Genomic DNA, 18592 nt, shown 5'->3' on the forward strand with positions numbered 1-18592 from the left:
GAGCGGCGAAGCTGCTCGGGGGGTTGGCTCACTTTTTCGCGCGGGTCAGGAGCTGGTCCAGCAGTACCATCGCCTCGTCGATCTCGGGGCGCGAGATCATCAGCGACGGCGCGAAGGTGATCACGTTCTTGTAGTAACCGCCCACGTCCAGCACCAGGCCGCGCTTCTGGCCCTGGTACTCCAGGCTGCCCTCCAGGCCGATGTCCACCATCTTGTCGAGCAGCGCCTTGTTGGGCGTGAAACCGTCCTCGGTGCAGATCTCGGCGCGCAGCGCCAGGCCCAGGCCGTCCACGTCGCCGATTTCCTTGTGGCGCTTCTGCAGCTCCTTCAGGCCTTCGAGGAAGTAGGCGCCGGATTCGCGCACCTGCTTGCCGAAGTCGATCTCGTGCGTCATCTTCATCACTTCCAGGCCCAGGGCCGTACCCAGCGGGTTGGAAGCGAAGGTGGAGTGGGTGGAGCCCGGGGGGAAGATCTTCGGGTTGATCAGCTCTTCGCGCGCCCACAGGCCGGACAGGGCATTGAGGCCGTTGGTCAGCGCCTTCGCGAACACCAGCACGTCGGGCTTGATGCCGAAGTTCTCCACCGACCACAGCGTGCCGGTGCGCCAGAAGCCCATCTGGATCTCATCGACCACCATCAGGATGCCGTGGTCGTCCAGCACCTTCTTGAGGCCCTTGAAGAAGTTCGGCGGCGGCACGACGTAGCCGCCCGTGCCCTGGATGGGCTCGACGTAGAAGGCTGCGTACTCGCACTGGTTGGTCTTGGGATCCCAGACGGCGTGGTATTCGTTCTCGAACTTGCGGGCGAACTCGCGCACGATCTGGTCCGAATACTCCTCGGCCGTCATGCCCTTGGGGCGGCGGAACGGATAGGGGAACGGAATGAACTGCGCGCGGTCGGCGAAGTGGCCGAAACGGCGGCGGTAGCGGTAGCTGGAGGTGATGCTGGACGCGCCCAGCGTGCGGCCGTGGTAGCCGCCCTCGAAGGCGAACATCAGGCTCTTGCCGTTGCTGGCGTTGCGCACCACCTTCAGCGAATCCTCGATGGCCTGGGCGCCGCCCACGTTGAAATGCACGCGGCCGTCGTTGCCCCACTTGCGCCTGGCGTCTTCGGCGATGAACTTGGCCAGCTCGATCTTGGTCGGGTGCAGGTACTGGCTGGCGACCTGGGGCAGCGCCTGCAGCTGCTCGATCATCTTGGCTTCGAGCCGCTTGTTCTTGTAGCCGAAGTTCACGGCCGAATACCACATCTGCAGATCGAGGTACTGCGTGCCGTTGTCGTCCTGCATGTAGCTGCCGTCGCAGCCCGTGAAGATCTTGGGCGGGTTCACGTAGTGGACGGTATCGCCGAAGGAGCAATACTTGGCTTCGTCCGCGAGGAGCTGGGCAGCGTCGATGGTCATGGAGGGAAAAATCCGGAACGAGGAAGGAAGAATGGGCGCGAGTCTGCGCAGCCAACCTTGATCGACTATCGAGCGTTTGTGTGCGATTTGTGCAGATGGTGGAGAACGCGTGGGGAGGCGGCGGCCGGCACAGGCGGAACGCGGCTCGGCCGCGGGCAACCCTTTCTTACAGCATGCCCGGCCGTGGGACATTAGATTTCGCGCCGAGGAGGGGCAACACATGCTGAACACCTGCCGCAAGGTTGTGGTGATGCGAAGCGCACATCCACTGCGCAGCACGTCAAGAGAATAGAACAAGGGCGCTCGAAATCGTGGTACATCAAGCCGCCGTATTTTTGCTTTCCCTGGGCACAGCGCGTATCGCCAGAACAGCGTGCGCCACCTTCGGACTGTGCTTTTTAAAGATTTTTACCGAATTATCCTTCGGCCAAAGAGCCGAGATATTTCCCGTATCGAAAATCCAAAACACACACAGCACAACCTCATGACGACGCTCAAGCAGCTACAGCCTGACGACTAGACCAGTCGCAATACATTTCCACGGCACTCAAATTAATAAATAAGAGGGATTTTTGTGATCGACATATTACAAGACACGCTGTCATCAATCAGCGGCAGTTCAAAGAAAAAAGAACCAACTTACCAAACAAGAATTTTCCAGTTACGAGACATTCCGAATGTCATGCGCTCAAGGCTTGGATGGCCTGTGGCTGCCAGCTTGATGGAAAGATGGTTTAAAGGAGCACCATTTGCGATGCCTGCAGAAATGAAGGAAAGTCGTGGAATATATCCGTTAAAAAATTTGAGCCAAGCTCACCTCGATGAGTCTTTGGTCAACATGTCTTGGGCCCTTCAATTCAACAGGGTCCGTACGGCGATGCAACAGTTGCAGACGACGTGGTCCAGTCCCGCGGGAATCAAGCAGCTAAAAGTGAGAGTGGATCGTGCCGCACCAGCGCATGCCGGCCAGTGCTGGCGATTCGGCAATCTGGGACTTCCCGCCAAGGAACTGGATGATTCTTGCCAAGTGAATTTCCTGCTTTTTGGGAAGATGGGAGACCCCATGGACGACTTCTATGGCGCCATGGGTGAGGCCCAGATAAAGATTGCAGTCTCTGGCATTGTGACATCTACGGAAAACAAAAAGGCATCGATTGAAGTTGATGAACTGGGCTTCTATCTGCGTGATTCCTACGATTTCCAGGACGGCAACAATTTTATTTCTCAACCCCTGGGATGCTGGGGATTCAATGGGGTTGAATGCAATACCTCTTTAAGAGGTGGCATCAATATTGAAGACGAGATCGCGGATATCTCACCCGACACAGCGGCTGAACGTAAATACTTGGTGCAAAATTCAGATTTCCAGAAATGGCGTACGAAAAATCAGCACGGCGGAGATTTCATGGTCTTATCCGATGTGCATCGTGTGCGCCTGCCATTTCCGCAAAAGTTCGAAATTTGACAATGGCAAGAAACAGCAAAAAAATGGGGACTCGGACACTCTGGATGGTCGTCGCCCTTGGGCTGACAGTTTTCGTTTGGTATGCCAGCAAGCCCGTCTTCAAAGGCTCAGAAACAAGCCCAATGAATGTTTATCGCGTCGAATACTATGACGTTTCACCCATCCAACGCATCGCGCACTACAAAATGAAGATTCCTTCATTTGTAAGGCTGTACCGCATCCAGCCTGAAACCCTATTGGGCGAGAGTGAGATTGTCGATCTCTGGATGAACGGCACACTTCACTGGTGGACCGATCCTCCTGCACATGCCGTAGTGGTTGGTAGCAGTGTGGTGTTCGAAAACATACCGGCAGAGTGTCCGGCAACTGCCAGTTGCCCACGCTGACCGTCAACGCGCCCACGCTTTCCTCAAATGCTCTCGCTCCAGCACCTGACCGATGAGACCCACCGGACGCCGGCCATCTCGAAATCGAACGCCTATCGCCAAGCCACAAGAACCGCACGGAAGCCGCTACTGCGGCATGGCAATGATGCAATCCGGCCTGAACCTGCGCAGTGCCTCGCTCTGCTTCCTGGTGCTGGTCCATGCAGGCGCTTCTGCGCAGCCCATGAACGCCGCACCCCCGTCCCGGTCCATCGGCCCCCTGGGTGCCATCACCCTGCCACGCGCCGTGGAACCTTCACCCGGCAGCGATGCCGACTGCTCCGATCGGGTCATCGACGAGCCGCGCGTTCGTTACTTCTGGGACCATGCCGTGGAGGGCCCCGCCTCCGACTTCCAGCGCGACTTCGATCTGGCGGACTGTACTGCTTCCCCACGGCTGCATCTGCGCAAAGGGGCACGCGGCGTGCTGCGCCTCCATGGCGCCACGGGATGGGGAGTCCTGGAATGGAAAGGCGCCACGCGCTATTTCCGCTGCGCTGCATGCGAAGGCATCCTGGCTCCTGGCTTCGTCGCAGGGGCGGCGAAATGAGGCAGCGGCACGCTGTCCACCTGCTGCTCGCGCTTCTTGCGGCCTCCCAAATGGCGCCATCAGCGGCCAGCCCGGCGGCAACGGAGCCGGGCACCATGACCGCGGCACAGACGCCATTGCAGCGCATCACCATCCCCGGGCCCCATGCCCACGGAACCCAAGGCAGCGATGCCGACTGTTCCGACATGCGTATCGACGCCGCACGTGTGCGCCACTTCTGGAACCACGCCATCGAGGGCACGGCGGAGGAATACCGGCGTGGCATCGACCTGGCGGACTGCGAAGCCTCGGCGGAGGTGCAGTTCCGGCAGGGCGGCAAGGGAACGCTGTCGCTCGATGCGGCCACCGGCTGGGGTGCCCTGGAACAGCAGGGCACTACACGCTACTTCTACTGCGCCGCATGCGAAGGCATCCTGGGCCGGAATTTCCGCCCCGATGCACCCCGATAGCGCGCGGAGCGCACCCACCATCGCCCAGAGCGCTTCCGCAAACTCGGAAACGCGCACGCCGCTTCGCGCCGCATGCCCGCCCGCGCCCTCGTTCACCCTCCAATGGAGCACCATGAATCTGCGTACTTCTTCCTGGATGCTGGGGGGCACCGCCCTGTTGCTGCTCGCGGCGGGACTGGGCTTCCTGCGACCGGGCACGGCCGAGGAATCCTCCGGCACCCGCGAGGCTGCCGAAGCCGCCCAGGCGGCCCGCCCCCTGTCCGCGGACCTGCTCCGGGAATACAACCGGGCTGGCCGCCTGGACGGATTCGTCCGCCATGCGCTTTCGCAGCCTGAGGCGGGGGGCGTGTTCTATGCCGTGCAGGCGCTGCGCCGGTGCCATGGCATCGCGGGAACCGGGGCTGCGGCACCCGGCCCGGCCTCCAGCGCGGCCCGCGCGGCGGCAGAGACCCTGCGCCAGCGGTGCGCGGGCCTCTCGGCAGAGGACACGGGCGACCGGCGCATCGTCCGGCTCGCCGCGGACGGCCTGCGCCGCAAGGATCCCTTGCTGGCCATGGCCCTGCGTGCGGGCAAATCCGCCTACCAGGCCCCCGACCGGCGCCAATCCCTGCTGTCCGACCTGCTGGCGGCCGGCGACCCGCTGCTCGTGCAGGACGTCGCCACGCGCCTCGCGGTCCGCACCGACGCGGGCTCGGGCATGCGCGGCTACCGGTTCGAGGGTGTCTTCTTTCCGCAGTCGCAGGACGACACGATGGAACTCGCCTTCTACCTGCTGCCGTGCGGACTGGGCCTGGACTGCACGCAGGCCACCGACTGGGACCTGCTGGCCCGCTGCGCCAACGGTTTCGAATGCACCGCGAGCCGGCAGGAGCATGTGCGGGCCGTGCTGCGGGACCGTCCCGGGGCCTACGAGCGCACGATGGCGCTGTACCGGCGCATGCTCGACGCGATCCGCGCCGGGCGTATCGACGCCTTTGCCTGATGCGCGGGCATGGCGGCTTCGCATGTCCGCGGAGTCTTTCGGGCAGCGCGTCCCGCACGCTCCGGGCCGTGGCGAGCGTGCAATTCCCGACATTGGAAGGAACTGCATTCCTGGCTATTTCATCGATCTGCTCCTCGCGGCTCCAGGGCGTCCAGGCGCCTGGCGCGCGGGACCCCGCCGGCGCCCAGACCCTGCTCGCGCAGGTACTGACGGCACTGCTCGAAGGCCTGCTCCGGAAGCTGTCCAAGCATGCCAGACGCCCTCGCCACAACCCTCGGAACAGGGCGGCGGCCCGGCCTCGGGCGAAGGCACCCGCAGCGGTGGCAATGGCGGTGGTAGTGGCGGCAGCCCGTCCAGCGCCGCGCAGCCTGCGGCAACGGGCGACCTCGGATCCAAGAGCGTGGACGAGGCCGAGGCACAGGTCCACCCCAGATTCCTGCCCGTGCTGCGCGGCGACGAGCAGCAACAGGACGCCAAGGTCCGGACCCAGGCCGACTTCGGCCGTGCGGTGGACGAGACCGCCAAGGAATACGGCCTCTGCATTCGGAATCGGGGGCCTTCACCCAGGGCTTCCGCAAGGCGATGCAGCACGAGGGCGACCTCGACCGCGCCGGCGAGAAGAACACTCGATCGGCCTGGGCCAGATTTCCCGCAGGTTCCTGGATGGCCGCGAGTGAGTGGTCGGCCGACGGCCCCGGCAACAGCCGCGTCGGCGGCCAGAAGGTGTCCTCCGAGCAATACGAGAAGAGCGTGACCGTGCAGCTGCGGATGGCGGCGTCCAACATGGCGCAACGCATCGCCGACCATGGCGGCCTGAAGCAGGGCCTGCCTTACTACGTCTCGGGCGATGCCACCCCTGCCAACCCCAAGGCGCAGGAATACCTCCAGCACATCGACGAGGCCCTGCGCAACCCCGAGGTGGTGAACCCGGGCCGCTGAGCCCTAGCCGCCGCGCGCCAGCACGGGCGCGATCGCACGGCCCGTGTGGGTGCCCAGGCGCACCACCTCCTCGGGCGTGGCGGCGGCCACGATGCGGCCGCCGTCCTTGCCGCCTTCGGGCCCCAGGTCGATGATCCAGTCGGCCTCGGCGATCACGTCGAGGTCGTGCTCGATCACCACCACGCTGTGGCCGCCATCGACCAGCCGGTGCAGCACGCGGATGAGCTTGTGGACATCGGCCATGTGCAGGCCCACGGTGGGCTCGTCCAGCACGTAGAGGGTGTGCGGCGCCTTCTGGCCACGGCGCCCGACCTCGTCGCGCACCTTGGTCAGCTCTGTCACCAGCTTGATCCGCTGCGCCTCGCCACCCGACAGCGTCGGGCTGGGCTGGCCCAGCGTGAGGTAGCCCAGGCCCACGTCCTTCAGCAACTGCAGCGGATGCGCGATGCTGGGCATGCTGGCGAAGAACTCCACCGCCTCGTCCACTTCCATCTGCAGCACGTCGCCGATGCTCCTGCCGCGCCAGGTCACGGCCAGCGTCTCGGGGTTGAAGCGCGCGCCATGGCAGGCCTCGCAGGGTACCTTCACGTCCGGCAGGAAGCTCATGGCGATGGTGCGGATCCCCTGGCCTTCGCAGACCGGGCAGCGGCCCTCGCCCGTGTTGAAGGAAAAGCGCCCGGCCCCATAGCCGCGGGCCTTCGCCTCCAGCGTTTCTGCGAAAAGCTTGCGGATGGTGTCCCAGAAACCGATATAGGTGGCCGGGCAGCTGCGCGGCGTCTTGCCGATGGGGGTCTGGTCCACCTCCAGCACCCGGTCCACCGACTCGAAACCCGCCAGTCCCGTGCAGCCGACCAGCGGCGGCGCCTTGCCGGAGTCCATGGCGTCACGCCCGGCCTTGGTGGAGCGCTGCTGCACCCAGGCCTGCACATTGGCCAGCAGCACGTCCCTCGCCAGGGTCGATTTGCCCGATCCGCTCACGCCCGTGACGGCCACGAGGCGATGCAGCGGCACGGTGGCCGTCACGTTCTGCAGGTTGTGCAGGCTTGCGCCGCGCACCGTCAGCCAGCGGATGGCGGCGCGCGCTCTCGCATCCTCCAGCGCAGCGGCTTGCAGGGCCGCGGCCTGCGCGGCCCGCTTCCTGGCTGCGGCGCTCTGGCGGCCCGTGGGTGCATCGGCCGGCCGGGCCGGCGCCACGGTTTCGGCGTCCACATCGGCGGGCTGCATGCCACGCCGCGCCTGCAGCGGGTGGCGCATGGCGTGCAGCAGATAGCGGCCGGTCTGCGAATCCTCGGCGGCCTGGATGTCGGCCACGCTGCCCTGCGCCACCAGCCGCCCGCCGCGCTTGCCTGCGCTGGGTCCGATGTCGATGATGTGGTCGGCGCGGCGGATGGTGTCCTCGTCGTGCTCCACCACCACCAGGGTGTTGCCCTTGTCGCCCAGCTTGTGCAGGGCGTTCAGCAGGACCTGGTTGTCGCGCGCATGCAGGCCGATGGTGGGCTCGTCCAGCACGTAGCACACGCCCTGCAGGTTGCTGCCCAGTTGCGCGGCCAGGCGGATGCGCTGCGCCTCGCCGCCCGAGAGCGTGGGCGCTCCCCGGTCCAGCGTGAGGTAGGACAGGCCCACTTCTTCCAGGAACTCGAGCCGGCTCCTGATTTCCGGCACCAGGTCGCGGGCGATCTCGGCCTCGCGGCCCGAGAGCTGAAGGCCGTCGATCCATTGCCGCACCTCCGCCACCGACAGGCGGGCCACCTCGGTCACCGGCGTGCCGGCGAACAGCACGGCCCGCGCCACCGGGTTGAGGCGCGTGCCCTGGCAGCTGGGGCACACGGTGTCGGCCACGTCCTCGGCCTCGGGTTCGGCGAAGGTCTGCTCGCGGCCCCGGTCCTTGTCGTCCTGCACCGAATCGTCGAAGACCTTGCGCTGCTCCCTGGTGATCTTCACGCCCGTGCCCACGCAGTCGGGGCACCAGCCGTGCTTGCTGTTGTACGAGAAGAGTCGCGGGTCCAGCTCGGCATAGCTGGTGGCGCACACCGGGCAGGCGCGCTTGGTCGAGAACGCCTGCAGCGTGCCGATGCCGGCGGTGGACTGCCCCGCGGCCATGGCCTCCTTCAGGCCGGCGAGGCCGCTCAGCACGTGGACCACACCCTTGCCCAGGTCCAGCGCGCGGGCCAGCGCGGCGCGCAATTCGGACTCCTGCGCAGGCGCCACGTCCAGGCTGGCCACGGGCAGCTCGATGGTGTGTTCCTTGAAGCGGTCGATGCGCGGAAAACCCGTGGTCGGCAGGAAATTGCCGTCCACCCGCAAATGCGTGTAACCGCGCGGGCGCGCCCAATCGGCCAGTTCGGTATAGACGCCCTTGCGGTTGACCACCAGCGGCGCCAGCAGCCCGATGTGCTGGCCCTTGAAGTGCGTGAGCAGCTGCGCGGCGATGTTGTCGGCGCTCGTAGGCTGCACCGGAGCGCCGTCGTGGATGCAGTGCTGCACGCCCAGTTTCACGTACAGCAGGCGCAGGAAGTGCCAGACCTCGGTGGTCGTGCCCACCGTGCTCTTGCGGCCGCCGCGCGACAGGCGCTGCTCGATCGCCACCGTGGGCGGAATGCCATAGACCGCGTCCACCTCGGGCCGGCCGGCCGGCTGCACGATGCTGCGGGCATAGGCGTTGAGCGATTCCAGGTAGCGGCGCTGCCCTTCATTGAACAGGATGTCGAAGGCCAGCGTGGACTTGCCCGAGCCCGACACGCCGGTCACCACATTGAACTTGCCGCGCGGAATGTCCACCGACAGGTTCTTGAGATTGTGCTCCTTGGCGTTCACGATCTCGATGGCGTTCCTGCCCGCCATGCCCTGCTCCGCCTGCGCGCCGCGCTGCTGCCTGCGCAGCGCCGCGGCTTTCTCGTGCACCGAATGGCCACCCTCGCCCAGCGCCAGCTCGTAGTCGCGCAGGGCGGCGCCGGTGTGCGACGTAGGATGCTGGTGCATGTCCTCGGGCGTGCCTTCGGCCACCACCAGCCCGCCGCCGTCCCCGCCCTCGGGGCCCAGGTCGATCAGCCAGTCGCTGGCGCGGATCACGTCCAGGTTGTGCTCGATCACGATCAGCGAATGCCCGGCATCGAGCAGCTTGCGCAGCGCGCGCATGAGCTTGGCGATGTCGTCGAAGTGCAGGCCCGTGGTGGGCTCGTCGAACAGGAACAGCGTGCCCTTCTTCGCGAGTGGCTGGCGGCTGCTGCTGGCGCTCCTGGCGGCCTCGGCCAGGAATCCCGCGAGCTTGAGCCGCTGCGCCTCGCCGCCCGAGAGCGTGGGCACGGGCTGGCCGAGCTTCACGTATTCCAGCCCCACATCGACGATGGGCTGCAGCGCGCGGATCACGTCGCGGTCCTGCGCGAAAGCCTGCGCCGCTTCGCTCACGGTGAGTGCCAGCACGTCGGCCACGTTGACCGCGCGGCCACCGCGCTCGATCGTCACTTCCAGGATCTCCGGCCGGTAGCGCTTGCCGTCGCAGTCGGGGCAGCGCAGATAGACGTCGGAGAGGAACTGCATCTCCACATGCTCGAAGCCCGAGCCGCCGCAGGTCGGGCAGCGCCCGTCGCCCGAGTTGAAGCTGAACTTGGCCGCGGTGTAGCCGCGCTGGCGCGCCAGGGGCGCCACGGCAAACAGCTCGCGGATGGCGTCCCAGGCGCCGACATAGCTCACGGGATTGGAGCGCGCCGTCTTGCCGATGGGAGACTGATCGACGAACACCACGTCGCCCAGTTGCTCGGCGCCCAGCAGCCGGTCGTGCACGCCGGGCGACTCGGTCGCCTTGCCGAAATGCCGCAGCAGTGCCGGTGCGAGCACGTCCTGGATCAGGGTAGATTTGCCGGATCCCGACACGCCCGTGACGGTCACCAGCCGCTGCAGCGGGAACTCCACCGACACGTCGCGGAGGTTGTGCTCGCGCGCGCCCTCCAGGATCAGGCGCGGTGTGGACGCCGCCACCATGCGCTTCACGCCCGCGCCGATCTGCCGCCGCCCGCCCAGGTACACGCCCGTCAGGGTGTCGGAGCGGCGCAGGTCGGCAGTGGTGCCGTCGAACACGATCTGCCCGCCGCGCTCGCCCGGGCCCGGGCCCATGTCGATCATCCGGTCGGCCGCCAGCATCACGGCCGGGTCGTGCTCCACCACCACCAGCGTATTGCCCGCATCGCGCAGGCGCAGCATCGCCTCGGTGATGCGGTGCATGTCGCGCGGGTGCAGGCCGATGCTGGGCTCGTCCAGCACGAAGAGCGTGTTCACCAGCGAGGTGCCCAGCGCGGTGGTCAGGTTGATGCGCTGCACCTCGCCGCCGGACAGCGTGCGGCTCTGCCGGTCCAGCGTGAGGTAGCCGATGCCCACGTCGCACAGGTACTTCAGGCGCGTGGTGATTTCCTCGTGCAGCAGCTTCAGGGCCTGCGCATCGCCTCCGGCGCCGGCGTCGCCTTCCGGCAGCGCCATGCGCGCGAAGAAGCGGCGCAGCCGCTCGATGGGCAGCAGCATCAGGTCGTGCAGGGTGAGCCCGGGCAGGGCCTCCAGCTGGGCACGGTTCCAGGCCACGCCCTGCGGCATGAAGCGCCGGGACGGTTCGAGCACCGCATCGGCGTCGTCCTTGCTGCCCACGCGCCACAGCAGGCTCTCGGTCTTCAGGCGCGCGCCGCCGCAGGTCGGGCACGGCGTGTAGCTGCGATACTTGGACAGCAGCACCCGGATGTGCATCTTGTAGGCCTTGCTCTCCAGGTACTCGAAGAACCTCCGGATGCCATACCACTGCTTGTTCCAGTTGCCGTCCTTGTAGCCCGGCGTGCCGTCGATCACCCAGCGCTTCTGCTCTTCCGTGAGCTTGTACCAGGGCGTGTCGCGCGGGATGCCCGCGGCCTCCGCGTGGCGCATGAGGTCGTCCTGCGCCTCCTTCCAGGCCGGGGTCTGGATGGTCTTGATCGCGCCGGCGCGCAGCGTCAGCCGGTCGTTGGGAATCACCAGGCCGTAGTCCACGCCGATCACGCGCCCGAAGCCGCGGCAGGACTCGCAGGCGCCCACGGCGGAATTGAACGAGAACATCGACGGGATGGGCTCGGCATAGCGCAGATCGCTGTCCGGGCAGTGCAGCCCGGTGGAAAAGCGCCACAGCTCGGGTTCGCCGTCTTCCTGCAGGCGATAGACGTTCAGCCGCCCGGCGCCGCGCTTGATCGCCACCTCGATGGCCTCGACCACGCGGGCGCGCTCTGCATTGCCGAGCCGGAACCGGTCGGCCACCACATCCAGCACTTTCCGGGGCCCGGTCGGCGTGCCGACTTCACGCTCGGCCTGCACCTTCGTGAAGCCGCTGGCGGACAGCCACTGCTCCACCTGCTCGGCGGAGGTGTCCGCCGGCAGCTCGACCGGGAAGGTCAGCACCACGCGCGGGTCGCCCGCCTCCGCGCAGCGGCGCAGGAGTTCGGCATAGATGGTGTCCGGCGTGTCGTGGCGCACCGGCTGCGCCGTCTGCCGGTCGAACAACTGGGCCGCACGCGCGAACAGCAGCTTCAGGTGGTCGTTGATCTCCGTCATCGTGCCCACGGTCGAGCGGGAGGAGCGCACCGGATTGGTCTGGTCGATGGCAATGGCCGGGGGCACGCCCTCCACCTTGTCCACGGCCGGCTTGTCCATCCGGTCGAGGAACTGGCGCGCGTAGGCGCTGAAGGTTTCCACGTAGCGGCGCTGGCCTTCCGCGTAGAGCGTGTCGAACACCAGGCTGGACTTGCCCGAACCGCTGGGGCCGGTCACCACGGTGAGTTCGCCCGTGCGGATGTCGACATCCAGGTTCTTCAGATTGTGCTGGCGCGCGCCATGGATGCGGATCAGGCCCTGGGTCATCGGGAGGAGCTTTCGGAGGGGAGGCGGGCCATTCTAGGAAAGGAAGATGGCCGTCCGGAGTCGGAGAGTGGCTTATCCATATGGGGTGGTTCCGCCCATTGACAACCGCGCCCGCATGGCAATCCCATCCGCCCAGGGTTGTCACCCCTTGTCACCATGGCAGCGTTCGGGCATCTTCCGCGGACCTTTTGCTCTGCAGCAACCCACGCCCTTTCCGGAGATTTCCCCATCATGGCCCATTCCTGGCAGACCACCGGCGGCGCCCTGGCCCTCGCGGCCGCCTCCCTCTTCTCCCCTGCGGCCTGGAGCCAGCTGCTGGTGGGCCAGACGGCAGGCTTCACCGGCCCGGTGTCGTCCGGCGTGCAGGAAACCACCGAAGGCGCGAAGCTCTACATGGACGCGGTGAACGCGCGGGGCGGCGTGAACGGGCAGAAGATCGAGCTCATCTCGCTCGACGACAGGTTCGATCCCGCCCAGACGCTCACCAACGCGCGCAAGCTCATCGAAGAGCAGAACGTGCTCGCGATGTTCCTCACCCGCGGCACGCCCCACACGGAAGCCATCATCCCCCTGCTCGACAAATACGACGTTCCGCTCGTGGCCCCCTCCACGGGCGCGATGGTGCTGCACCGCCCCGTGCGCCGCCACGTCTTCAACGTCCGCGCTCCCTACCAGCGCGAGGCCGAGAAAGCCATCACCCACCTGGCGTCGATGGGCATTTCCCGGATCGCGGTGGTCATCACCGACGACAGCTTCGGCGCCGACGGACTGGCGGGCGCGCTCAAGGGCTTCGAGGTTGCGAAGCTCAAGCCCGTGCTGCAGGAGCGATTCGACCGGACCAGGCCCGACTTTTCCGCCATCGCGCCCAAGCTCGTGCAGGCCCGGGCCCAGGCGGTGCTCATGGTCGCATCGGGGGCCGCGACGGCCGAAGGCTACGCCGCCTTCCGGGCAGCCGGTTCGAGCGCCCAGCTCGTCACGCTCTCCAACAACGCATCGTCCGGGTTCGCCAGGAGCCTGGGCGCGAATGCGCGCGGCGTCATCGTCACGCAGGTGTTCCCGAACGAACGGGCGACGAACTACACGCTGGTGCGCGAAGCGCACGACCTGGCCAAGGCCCAGGGCAAGGAGGTGAGCCCCGCCATGCTCGAGGGCATGGCGGCCGCCAAGGTGCTGGTGGAAGGATTGCGCCGCGCGGGCGCCAGGCCCACGCGCGAACGCCTGCAGGCGGCGCTGGAGGGCATCCAGAAATTCGACATCGGCGGCCTGGAGGTCAACTTCAGTCCCGAAGACCACACGGGCCTGGATTTCGCCGACCTGTCCATCATCGGCACCGACGGCAAGTTCCGCCGCTGATGGCCACGCAGGGCCTGCAGGCCCACCATGCAAAAAGCCCGCGATGCGGGCTTTTTCACTGGGGCGCCAGGGTGGCACAGGCGCCATCGGACTGTGGCCGGAAGCGGACTCACCGGGCACGGCTGGCAGCGGACGCCGCCGATGCCGGGGCCGCAGCAGGCGCGGCAGTGTCCGGAGCATGCACGGCATCCGCGCCATGCTTTTCCCCGCTCATGTCCACCTTGTCCCCTGCTTTCATGATGACGAACAACGACAGGGCTGCGAACAGAACGAAGCCCACAACGATTTTCCACATGCTTTTTGTCTCCTGACGGGATGGAAAAAAGCCCCACGCCCTTGCGGGAGTGAGGCTTCCTGCTGGATCACCCGGTGCCGAAGGCCCGTGCGGGCTTCCGGCATCTGCGGCGATCAGAAGTTGTGGCGAACGCCGAGACCGAACGTGCGGGGATCGGCACCCGTGGCCAGCGTGTTCGTGCCGTTCACGAAGCCATAGGCGTAGTTGGCGGCGGACTTGTTCTTGACGTACGTGTAGGCAGCGTACACCTTGGTGCGCTTGCTCAGGTTGTAGTTGTAGCCCAGGATCAGCTGCTGAGCGCCGGAGTCAGCCACGTTGTTCCACTTGCTGGCCCAGATGTAGTTGGCCACCACTTCCGAAGCGCCGAAGGCGTACTGGGCAGCGATGCCCACCGAGTTGCGGGTGCCCACCAGCTCGTAGTCGTTGCGCTGGTAGTAGGCGCCGAGCTGCACGGCACCCATCGTGTAGTGGCCGCGCACGCCGGCGTCCCAGTTGTCGCCCAGCTTGGCATAGCCGGCACCGAAGGCCAGGTTGCCGCCTTCCCAGTTGGCAGCGACGTCGTAGGCGTTCTTGGTGCCCGCGTTCACGCCGAAGGGGTTCGTGCGAGCGGTACGCTCGTGCGCGCTGACCACGGCTTCGGCCCAGAAGCCGCCCAGCATGGGGGTGCGGTAGCCAACCTTGTTGGTCTTGCCGAAGGCCACCGAGGTGTACAGCTGGTTGGAGAAGTTGCCGGTGTCGTGGTTGGGCTGGTCCTGCACGCCATAGTCTGCGATGGCGTAGTACGACTCAGGCGTCCAGTTGCCGAGGCGCACCATGCCGAAGCCGCCCGACAGGTTCACTTCGCTCTGGCGACCGAAGAACTGCTGTGCTGCTGCGCCGGTGGAGCTGTCGAAACCGCTTTCCAGCTGGAAGCCAGCCTTCAGGCCACCGCCCAGGTCTTCCACGCCCTTGAAACCGAAGCGGGACGCGTTGTTGTTCACACCGGACTGCGACAGATCACCCACCTTGGAATGTTCGACGCTGGTGTTGACGCGGCCGTACAGCGTCACGCTGCTTTGCGCAAATGCGGCGGTGCTGCCCAGAAGGGCCAAGGCGGCGAGAGCCAGACGATGGGTCTTTTGCATGTGATGTCCTCGGAGACTTTGTTCGGAAGGTGGAAGTAGGCACCGCGCAGGGCTTGTGGCAACAAAATGCAAGTGCAGCTACCAGTCAAATTCTAGATGTAACAACCTCATTAGCACGGTTGAAAGTCGTCTTGATAACGAAGCTGACGCTTAACTGCCACACTTTGGCGCTTTTTCCCCACACTTGGCGGCTGTCTCGCCGCAAATCACAGGGTTTTCATCCAGTGTGGCGCGCCTGTGCATCCAACATGCCCGGGAAAGTCCCGCCGCGGAGTGGCCGGCATTTATTGCGACGGCCTTCCTCCGGTTTATGGATAAGCGGCATATTCCGGCGGGGCGCCGGGCGCACCGGGCCGCACGGAAAACTCGCGGCGCCCGGGAATACCGCCTGCCGGCGGCCGTATTCCCGGGAAGACGTACTCAATCGCCCGCGTAGATGTCCACGTCCTTGGTTTCGCGGATGAACAGCGTGCCGATGATGGCCGTGATGCCCGCAATGATGATGGGATACCAGAGACCGTTGTACATGTTGCCCGTCTGCGCCACGATGGCGAAGGACATGGTGGGCAGCAGGCCGCCGAACCAGCCGTTGCCGATGTGGTAGGGCAGGCTCATCGAGGTGTAACGGATGCGCGTGGGGAACATCTCCACCAGCATCGCGGCGATGGGGCCGTAGACCATGGTCACCAGCAGCACCAGATAGGTCAGGATGACGACCATCATCACCTTGTTCATCTTGGCAGGGTCGGCCTTGGAGGGATAGCCGTCGGCCTTCAGCGTCTCGGCCACGGACTTCTTGAAGGCGGCGTCCTTGGCCTTGGCTTCATCGGCAGGCAGGCCGCGGGCGGTATAGCTCGGGATCGTGGTCTGGCCGATCCGGATCACGGCGGGCGTGCCGGCCGGCGCGGCCTCGTTGTCGTAGCTCACGGAACTGGCCGCCAGCACCTGCTTGGCAACGTCGCAGGAACTGGTGAACTTGGCCGTGCCGGTCGGGTTGAACTGGAACGAGCACTCGGCCGGATCGGCGACGATCACCACCTTGTTCTTCGCCTGCGCGGCGGCCAGGTCGGGGTTGGCCGCTTCGGTCAGCGCCTTGAAGACGGGGAAGTAGGTGAGCACGGCCAGCACGCAGCCCAGCATGATGATGGGCTTGCGGCCGATCCGGTCGGAGAGCGCGCCGAAGACGACGAAGAACGGCGTGCCGATCAGCAGGGCGGCGGCGATCATCAGGTTGGCCGTGACGGCATCCACCTTCAGCTGCTGCGTGAGGAAGAACAGCGCGTAGAACTGCCCCGTGTACCAGACCACGGCCTGGCCGGCGGTCAGGCCGATCAGCGCCAGGATCACGATCTTCAGGTTCTTCCACTGGCCGAACGATTCGGCGAGCGGCGCCTTGGAGGTCTTGCCCTCGGCCTTCATCCGCTGGAAGGCGGGCGACTCCGACAGCGACAGCCGGATCCACAGCGAAACGCCCAGCAGCAGGATGGAGACGAGGAACGGGATGCGCCAGCCCCAGTCGGTGAAGGCCTCCTCGCCCATGAAGGTGCGGGTCCCCAGGATGACCAGCAGCGACAGGAACAGGCCCATCGTGGCGGTGGTCTGGATCCACGAGGTATAGGCGCCGCGCTTGCCGTGCGGTGCATGCTCGGCCACATAGGTGGCTGCACCGCCGTACTCGCCGCCCAGGGCCAGGCCCTGCAGCATCCGCAGCACGATCAGGATCACCGGAGCCGCCACGCCGATGCTGGCATAGGTCGGCAGGACACCCACGATGAACGTGGACAGGCCCATGATCAGAATCGTCACCAGGAAGGTGTATTTGCGCCCGATCATGTCGCCCAGCCGCCCGAACACCAGCGCGCCGAAGGGACGCACGATGAAGCCGGCGGCGAAGGCCAGCAGCGCGAAGATGAACGCGGAGCCCGCGTCCAGCCCGCTGAAGAACTGCTTGGCGATGATGGCCGCGAGCGAACCGTACAGGTAGAAGTCGTACCATTCGAAAACGGTGCCCAGCGACGAGGCCAGGATGACTTTTCTTTCTTCCGGCGTCATCGGCCGGTGAGCGACATTGGTAGCCATGGTGCTTGTCTCCATGAGGTGGTGGTTGCGACTGCTCCGCGCGCCCCCTCCAGGACGCCGCGTGCAACCTGGGTCGCACTATCGAACCGCCATCTGACCGAAGTCTGACAAGCACGGGGCCTCCGGGGAAAACCCTTCCCCGGGACAAACCCGCATGCGGGGAAAGCAGGCGCTACTTCAACCCCGGGGGAAGTTCCGCCACCGCGTCCCAGCGCGAACCTTCGAACCAGGGGTCGCCCTCCAGACGGGCGCGCAGCATGGGCAGGCTGTCCAGCCCCCAGAACAGCTGCCCGTCCACCACGAAGGCGGGCACGCCGAACACGCCCTGCGCGGCGGCGGCGTCGGTGTTCGCGCGCAGCAGCGCCTTCGCGCGCGCGCCCGGCTCATCGCCCGGAGCTTCCGCGCGCCGTTGCGGCGAGAGCACCTGGGCCAGGTCCTCCAGCCGCCCCGGGTCCAGCGCATCGCCGCCACCGAGCCACACATGGCGCAGCACCGTGCCGGCCACGAAGCGGTTGATGGACCCGTCCTCGCTGCAGGCCAGGGACTGGCGCAGCAGGGGCAGCGGATTGAAGGGATGCCGCGCCGGCATGTCCAGCCCCGTACCCAGCGCATGGCCCAGCCACTCGGCATGGCGGTAGGTCCAGGCGCGCTTGGGCGCGATGCCCGCGGGGCCGGGGTTGCCGTGCTGCTGCAGCAGCGCACCGAGCAGCACGGGCCGGTACTCCACCGAATGGCTCAGGCCCTCGAGCACCTGGGGCAGGCGCTCGAAGGCCAGCCAGGCATAGGGCGACACGAAATCCAGATAGAAAACGATGTGCTTCATGGTGCCGTTCCCTGGTTTTTGGCCGGTATCCGCCCGGCCGCTCCATCCCGCGGCCCGGCGGGCGCCAGCCCCGCGCGCTGCAGCAGCGCCGCCCAGATCGCACGCTGCCGGGCCGGCGCGGCGGCGGACCAGGCACGGATCTCGTCCAGCGTACGGAAACATCCCTCGCAATGGTGGCCGCCGGCATCCATGCGGCAGACGCCGATGCAGGGCGACGGCACCGGCGCCCTGCCATCCGCCGCGAAGCCTCCCGCGGCGGAGATCTGCGCGGCGCGCTCCGCGAGCGCCTGGCACGCCACCCGGCTCATGCTGCCGGGGGCGGCTGCACCACGTCCACGACGGGCGCCCCCGTGAGCGCCTCCAGGTCCTTCGGCCTCAGAAGGAAGACGCCGTTCGGGTGGCCCGCAGCGGCCCAGATCTCGTCGAAACGGAACAGGTCGCGGTCGATCAGCGTCACCGGCGGCGTGGCATGCGCCACCGGCGAGACGCCGCCGATGGTGAAGCCGGTCCTGGCCTTGACGAACTCGGCGTCGGCACGGCCGGTCTTGCCCACCAGGGCATCCACCTTCTTCTCGTCCACCCGCCGGTCGCCCGAGGTGACCACCAGCACGGCCACGTCGTCGCTCTTGCGGCGGAAGATGATGCTCTTGGCGATCTGCCCGACGGCAATGCCTAGCGCGTCAGCCGCTTCCTGCGCGGTGCGCGCCGAGTTGTCGAGCATGCGCGGGGCATGGGGATGGCCCTTGGCCTGCAGGGCGGCGGCCACGCGCTGCACGCCCTCGGGCAAGGTTCGGAGTTCGGCACCACACATGGTGAAAGCGTCCTGGTCGTTCGGAAAGGT

At 66.4% G+C, this 18592-nt stretch carries 15 protein-coding genes; 7 read left to right on the forward strand and 8 right to left on the reverse strand.

What is annotated here, in order from left to right; translation table 11 throughout:
• Positions 1–28: 28 nt before the first annotated feature.
• A complete protein-coding gene (locus tag BLR05_RS19310) occupies positions 29–1402 on the reverse strand; it encodes an aspartate aminotransferase family protein (RefSeq protein ID WP_092837540.1) in 1374 nt (457 codons plus the stop codon).
• Positions 1403–1976: 574 nt separating this feature from the next.
• Between BLR05_RS19310 and BLR05_RS19315 the strand changes: the two genes are divergently transcribed.
• The 6 genes from BLR05_RS19315 (at position 1977) to BLR05_RS27295 (ending at position 6212) form a co-directional block, all read left to right on the forward strand.
• Positions 1977–2867 (forward strand): DUF6402 family protein, encoded by an 891-nt coding sequence (locus BLR05_RS19315; protein WP_092837543.1) that lies wholly within the window; start codon positions 1977–1979, stop codon positions 2865–2867.
• 44 nt (positions 2868–2911) lie between these two features.
• Positions 2912–3253, forward strand: coding sequence for a hypothetical protein (locus BLR05_RS19320; RefSeq protein WP_225979003.1), 342 nt, complete (start codon positions 2912–2914; stop codon positions 3251–3253).
• A 136-nt stretch (positions 3254–3389) separates the two neighbouring features.
• A complete protein-coding gene (locus tag BLR05_RS19325) occupies positions 3390–3842 on the forward strand; it encodes a hypothetical protein (RefSeq protein WP_167361302.1) in 453 nt (150 codons plus the stop codon).
• 95 nt (positions 3843–3937) lie between these two features.
• Positions 3938–4291 carry a hypothetical protein gene (locus BLR05_RS19330; RefSeq protein ID WP_225979004.1) on the forward strand — a complete coding sequence of 118 codons (354 nt, stop codon included), beginning with the start codon at positions 3938–3940 and terminating at the stop codon, positions 4289–4291.
• A 112-nt stretch (positions 4292–4403) separates the two neighbouring features.
• The gene (locus tag BLR05_RS19335) at positions 4404–5273 is read left to right on the forward strand and encodes a hypothetical protein (protein ID WP_092837666.1); all 870 of its coding nucleotides are present in this window, start codon (positions 4404–4406) and stop codon (positions 5271–5273) included.
• Positions 5274–5855: 582 nt separating this feature from the next.
• Positions 5856–6212 carry a hypothetical protein gene (locus tag BLR05_RS27295; RefSeq protein WP_230681581.1) on the forward strand — a complete coding sequence of 119 codons (357 nt, stop codon included), beginning with the start codon at positions 5856–5858 and terminating at the stop codon, positions 6210–6212.
• A gap of 3 nt (positions 6213–6215) precedes the next feature.
• Here BLR05_RS27295 and uvrA read toward each other — a convergent pair whose 3' ends face one another.
• On the reverse strand, positions 6216–12077 hold the full coding sequence (gene uvrA / locus BLR05_RS19345; protein ID WP_092837552.1) for an excinuclease ABC subunit UvrA: 5862 nt from the start codon (positions 12075–12077) through the stop codon (positions 6216–6218).
• A gap of 231 nt (positions 12078–12308) precedes the next feature.
• Here uvrA and BLR05_RS19350 point away from each other — a divergent pair, with 231 nt between their 5' ends.
• Positions 12309–13430: an ABC transporter substrate-binding protein gene (locus tag BLR05_RS19350; RefSeq protein WP_092837555.1), complete on the forward strand. Its 1122-nt coding sequence runs from the start codon at positions 12309–12311 to the stop codon at positions 13428–13430.
• A 109-nt stretch (positions 13431–13539) separates the two neighbouring features.
• On the opposite strand, the gene BLR05_RS19355 is transcribed toward BLR05_RS19350, so the two are convergent.
• The 6 genes from BLR05_RS19355 to BLR05_RS19380 all read right to left on the reverse strand — a co-directional run bounded on the left by BLR05_RS19355 (position 13540) and on the right by BLR05_RS19380 (position 18562).
• On the reverse strand, positions 13540–13725 hold the full coding sequence (locus BLR05_RS19355; RefSeq protein WP_092837558.1) for a hypothetical protein: 186 nt from the start codon (positions 13723–13725) through the stop codon (positions 13540–13542).
• 113 nt (positions 13726–13838) lie between these two features.
• Positions 13839–14849, reverse strand: a complete 1011-nt coding sequence (locus BLR05_RS19360; RefSeq protein WP_092837561.1) for a porin — start codon at positions 14847–14849, stop codon at positions 13839–13841.
• A gap of 420 nt (positions 14850–15269) precedes the next feature.
• On the reverse strand, positions 15270–16928 hold the full coding sequence (locus BLR05_RS19365; RefSeq protein ID WP_092837564.1) for an MFS transporter: 1659 nt from the start codon (positions 16926–16928) through the stop codon (positions 15270–15272).
• Between the two features lie 172 nt (positions 16929–17100).
• Positions 17101–17751, reverse strand: coding sequence for a 2-hydroxychromene-2-carboxylate isomerase (locus BLR05_RS19370; RefSeq protein WP_092837567.1), 651 nt, complete (start codon positions 17749–17751; stop codon positions 17101–17103).
• Complete coding sequence (locus tag BLR05_RS19375) at positions 17748–18059, reverse strand: DUF1289 domain-containing protein (RefSeq protein ID WP_092837570.1); 312 nt, start codon at positions 18057–18059, stop codon at positions 17748–17750. The genes BLR05_RS19370 and BLR05_RS19375 overlap by 4 nt, the downstream gene beginning before the upstream one ends.
• On the reverse strand, positions 18056–18562 hold the full coding sequence (locus BLR05_RS19380; RefSeq protein WP_053844319.1) for a YbaK/EbsC family protein: 507 nt from the start codon (positions 18560–18562) through the stop codon (positions 18056–18058). Before BLR05_RS19380 ends, BLR05_RS19375 begins: the two co-directional genes overlap by 4 nt.
• Positions 18563–18592 lie beyond the last annotated feature (30 nt).

This window comes from Paracidovorax cattleyae, from assembly GCF_900104515.1.
In the GTDB taxonomy this organism is placed as follows: Bacteria; Pseudomonadota; Gammaproteobacteria; order Burkholderiales; family Burkholderiaceae_C; genus Paracidovorax; species Paracidovorax cattleyae.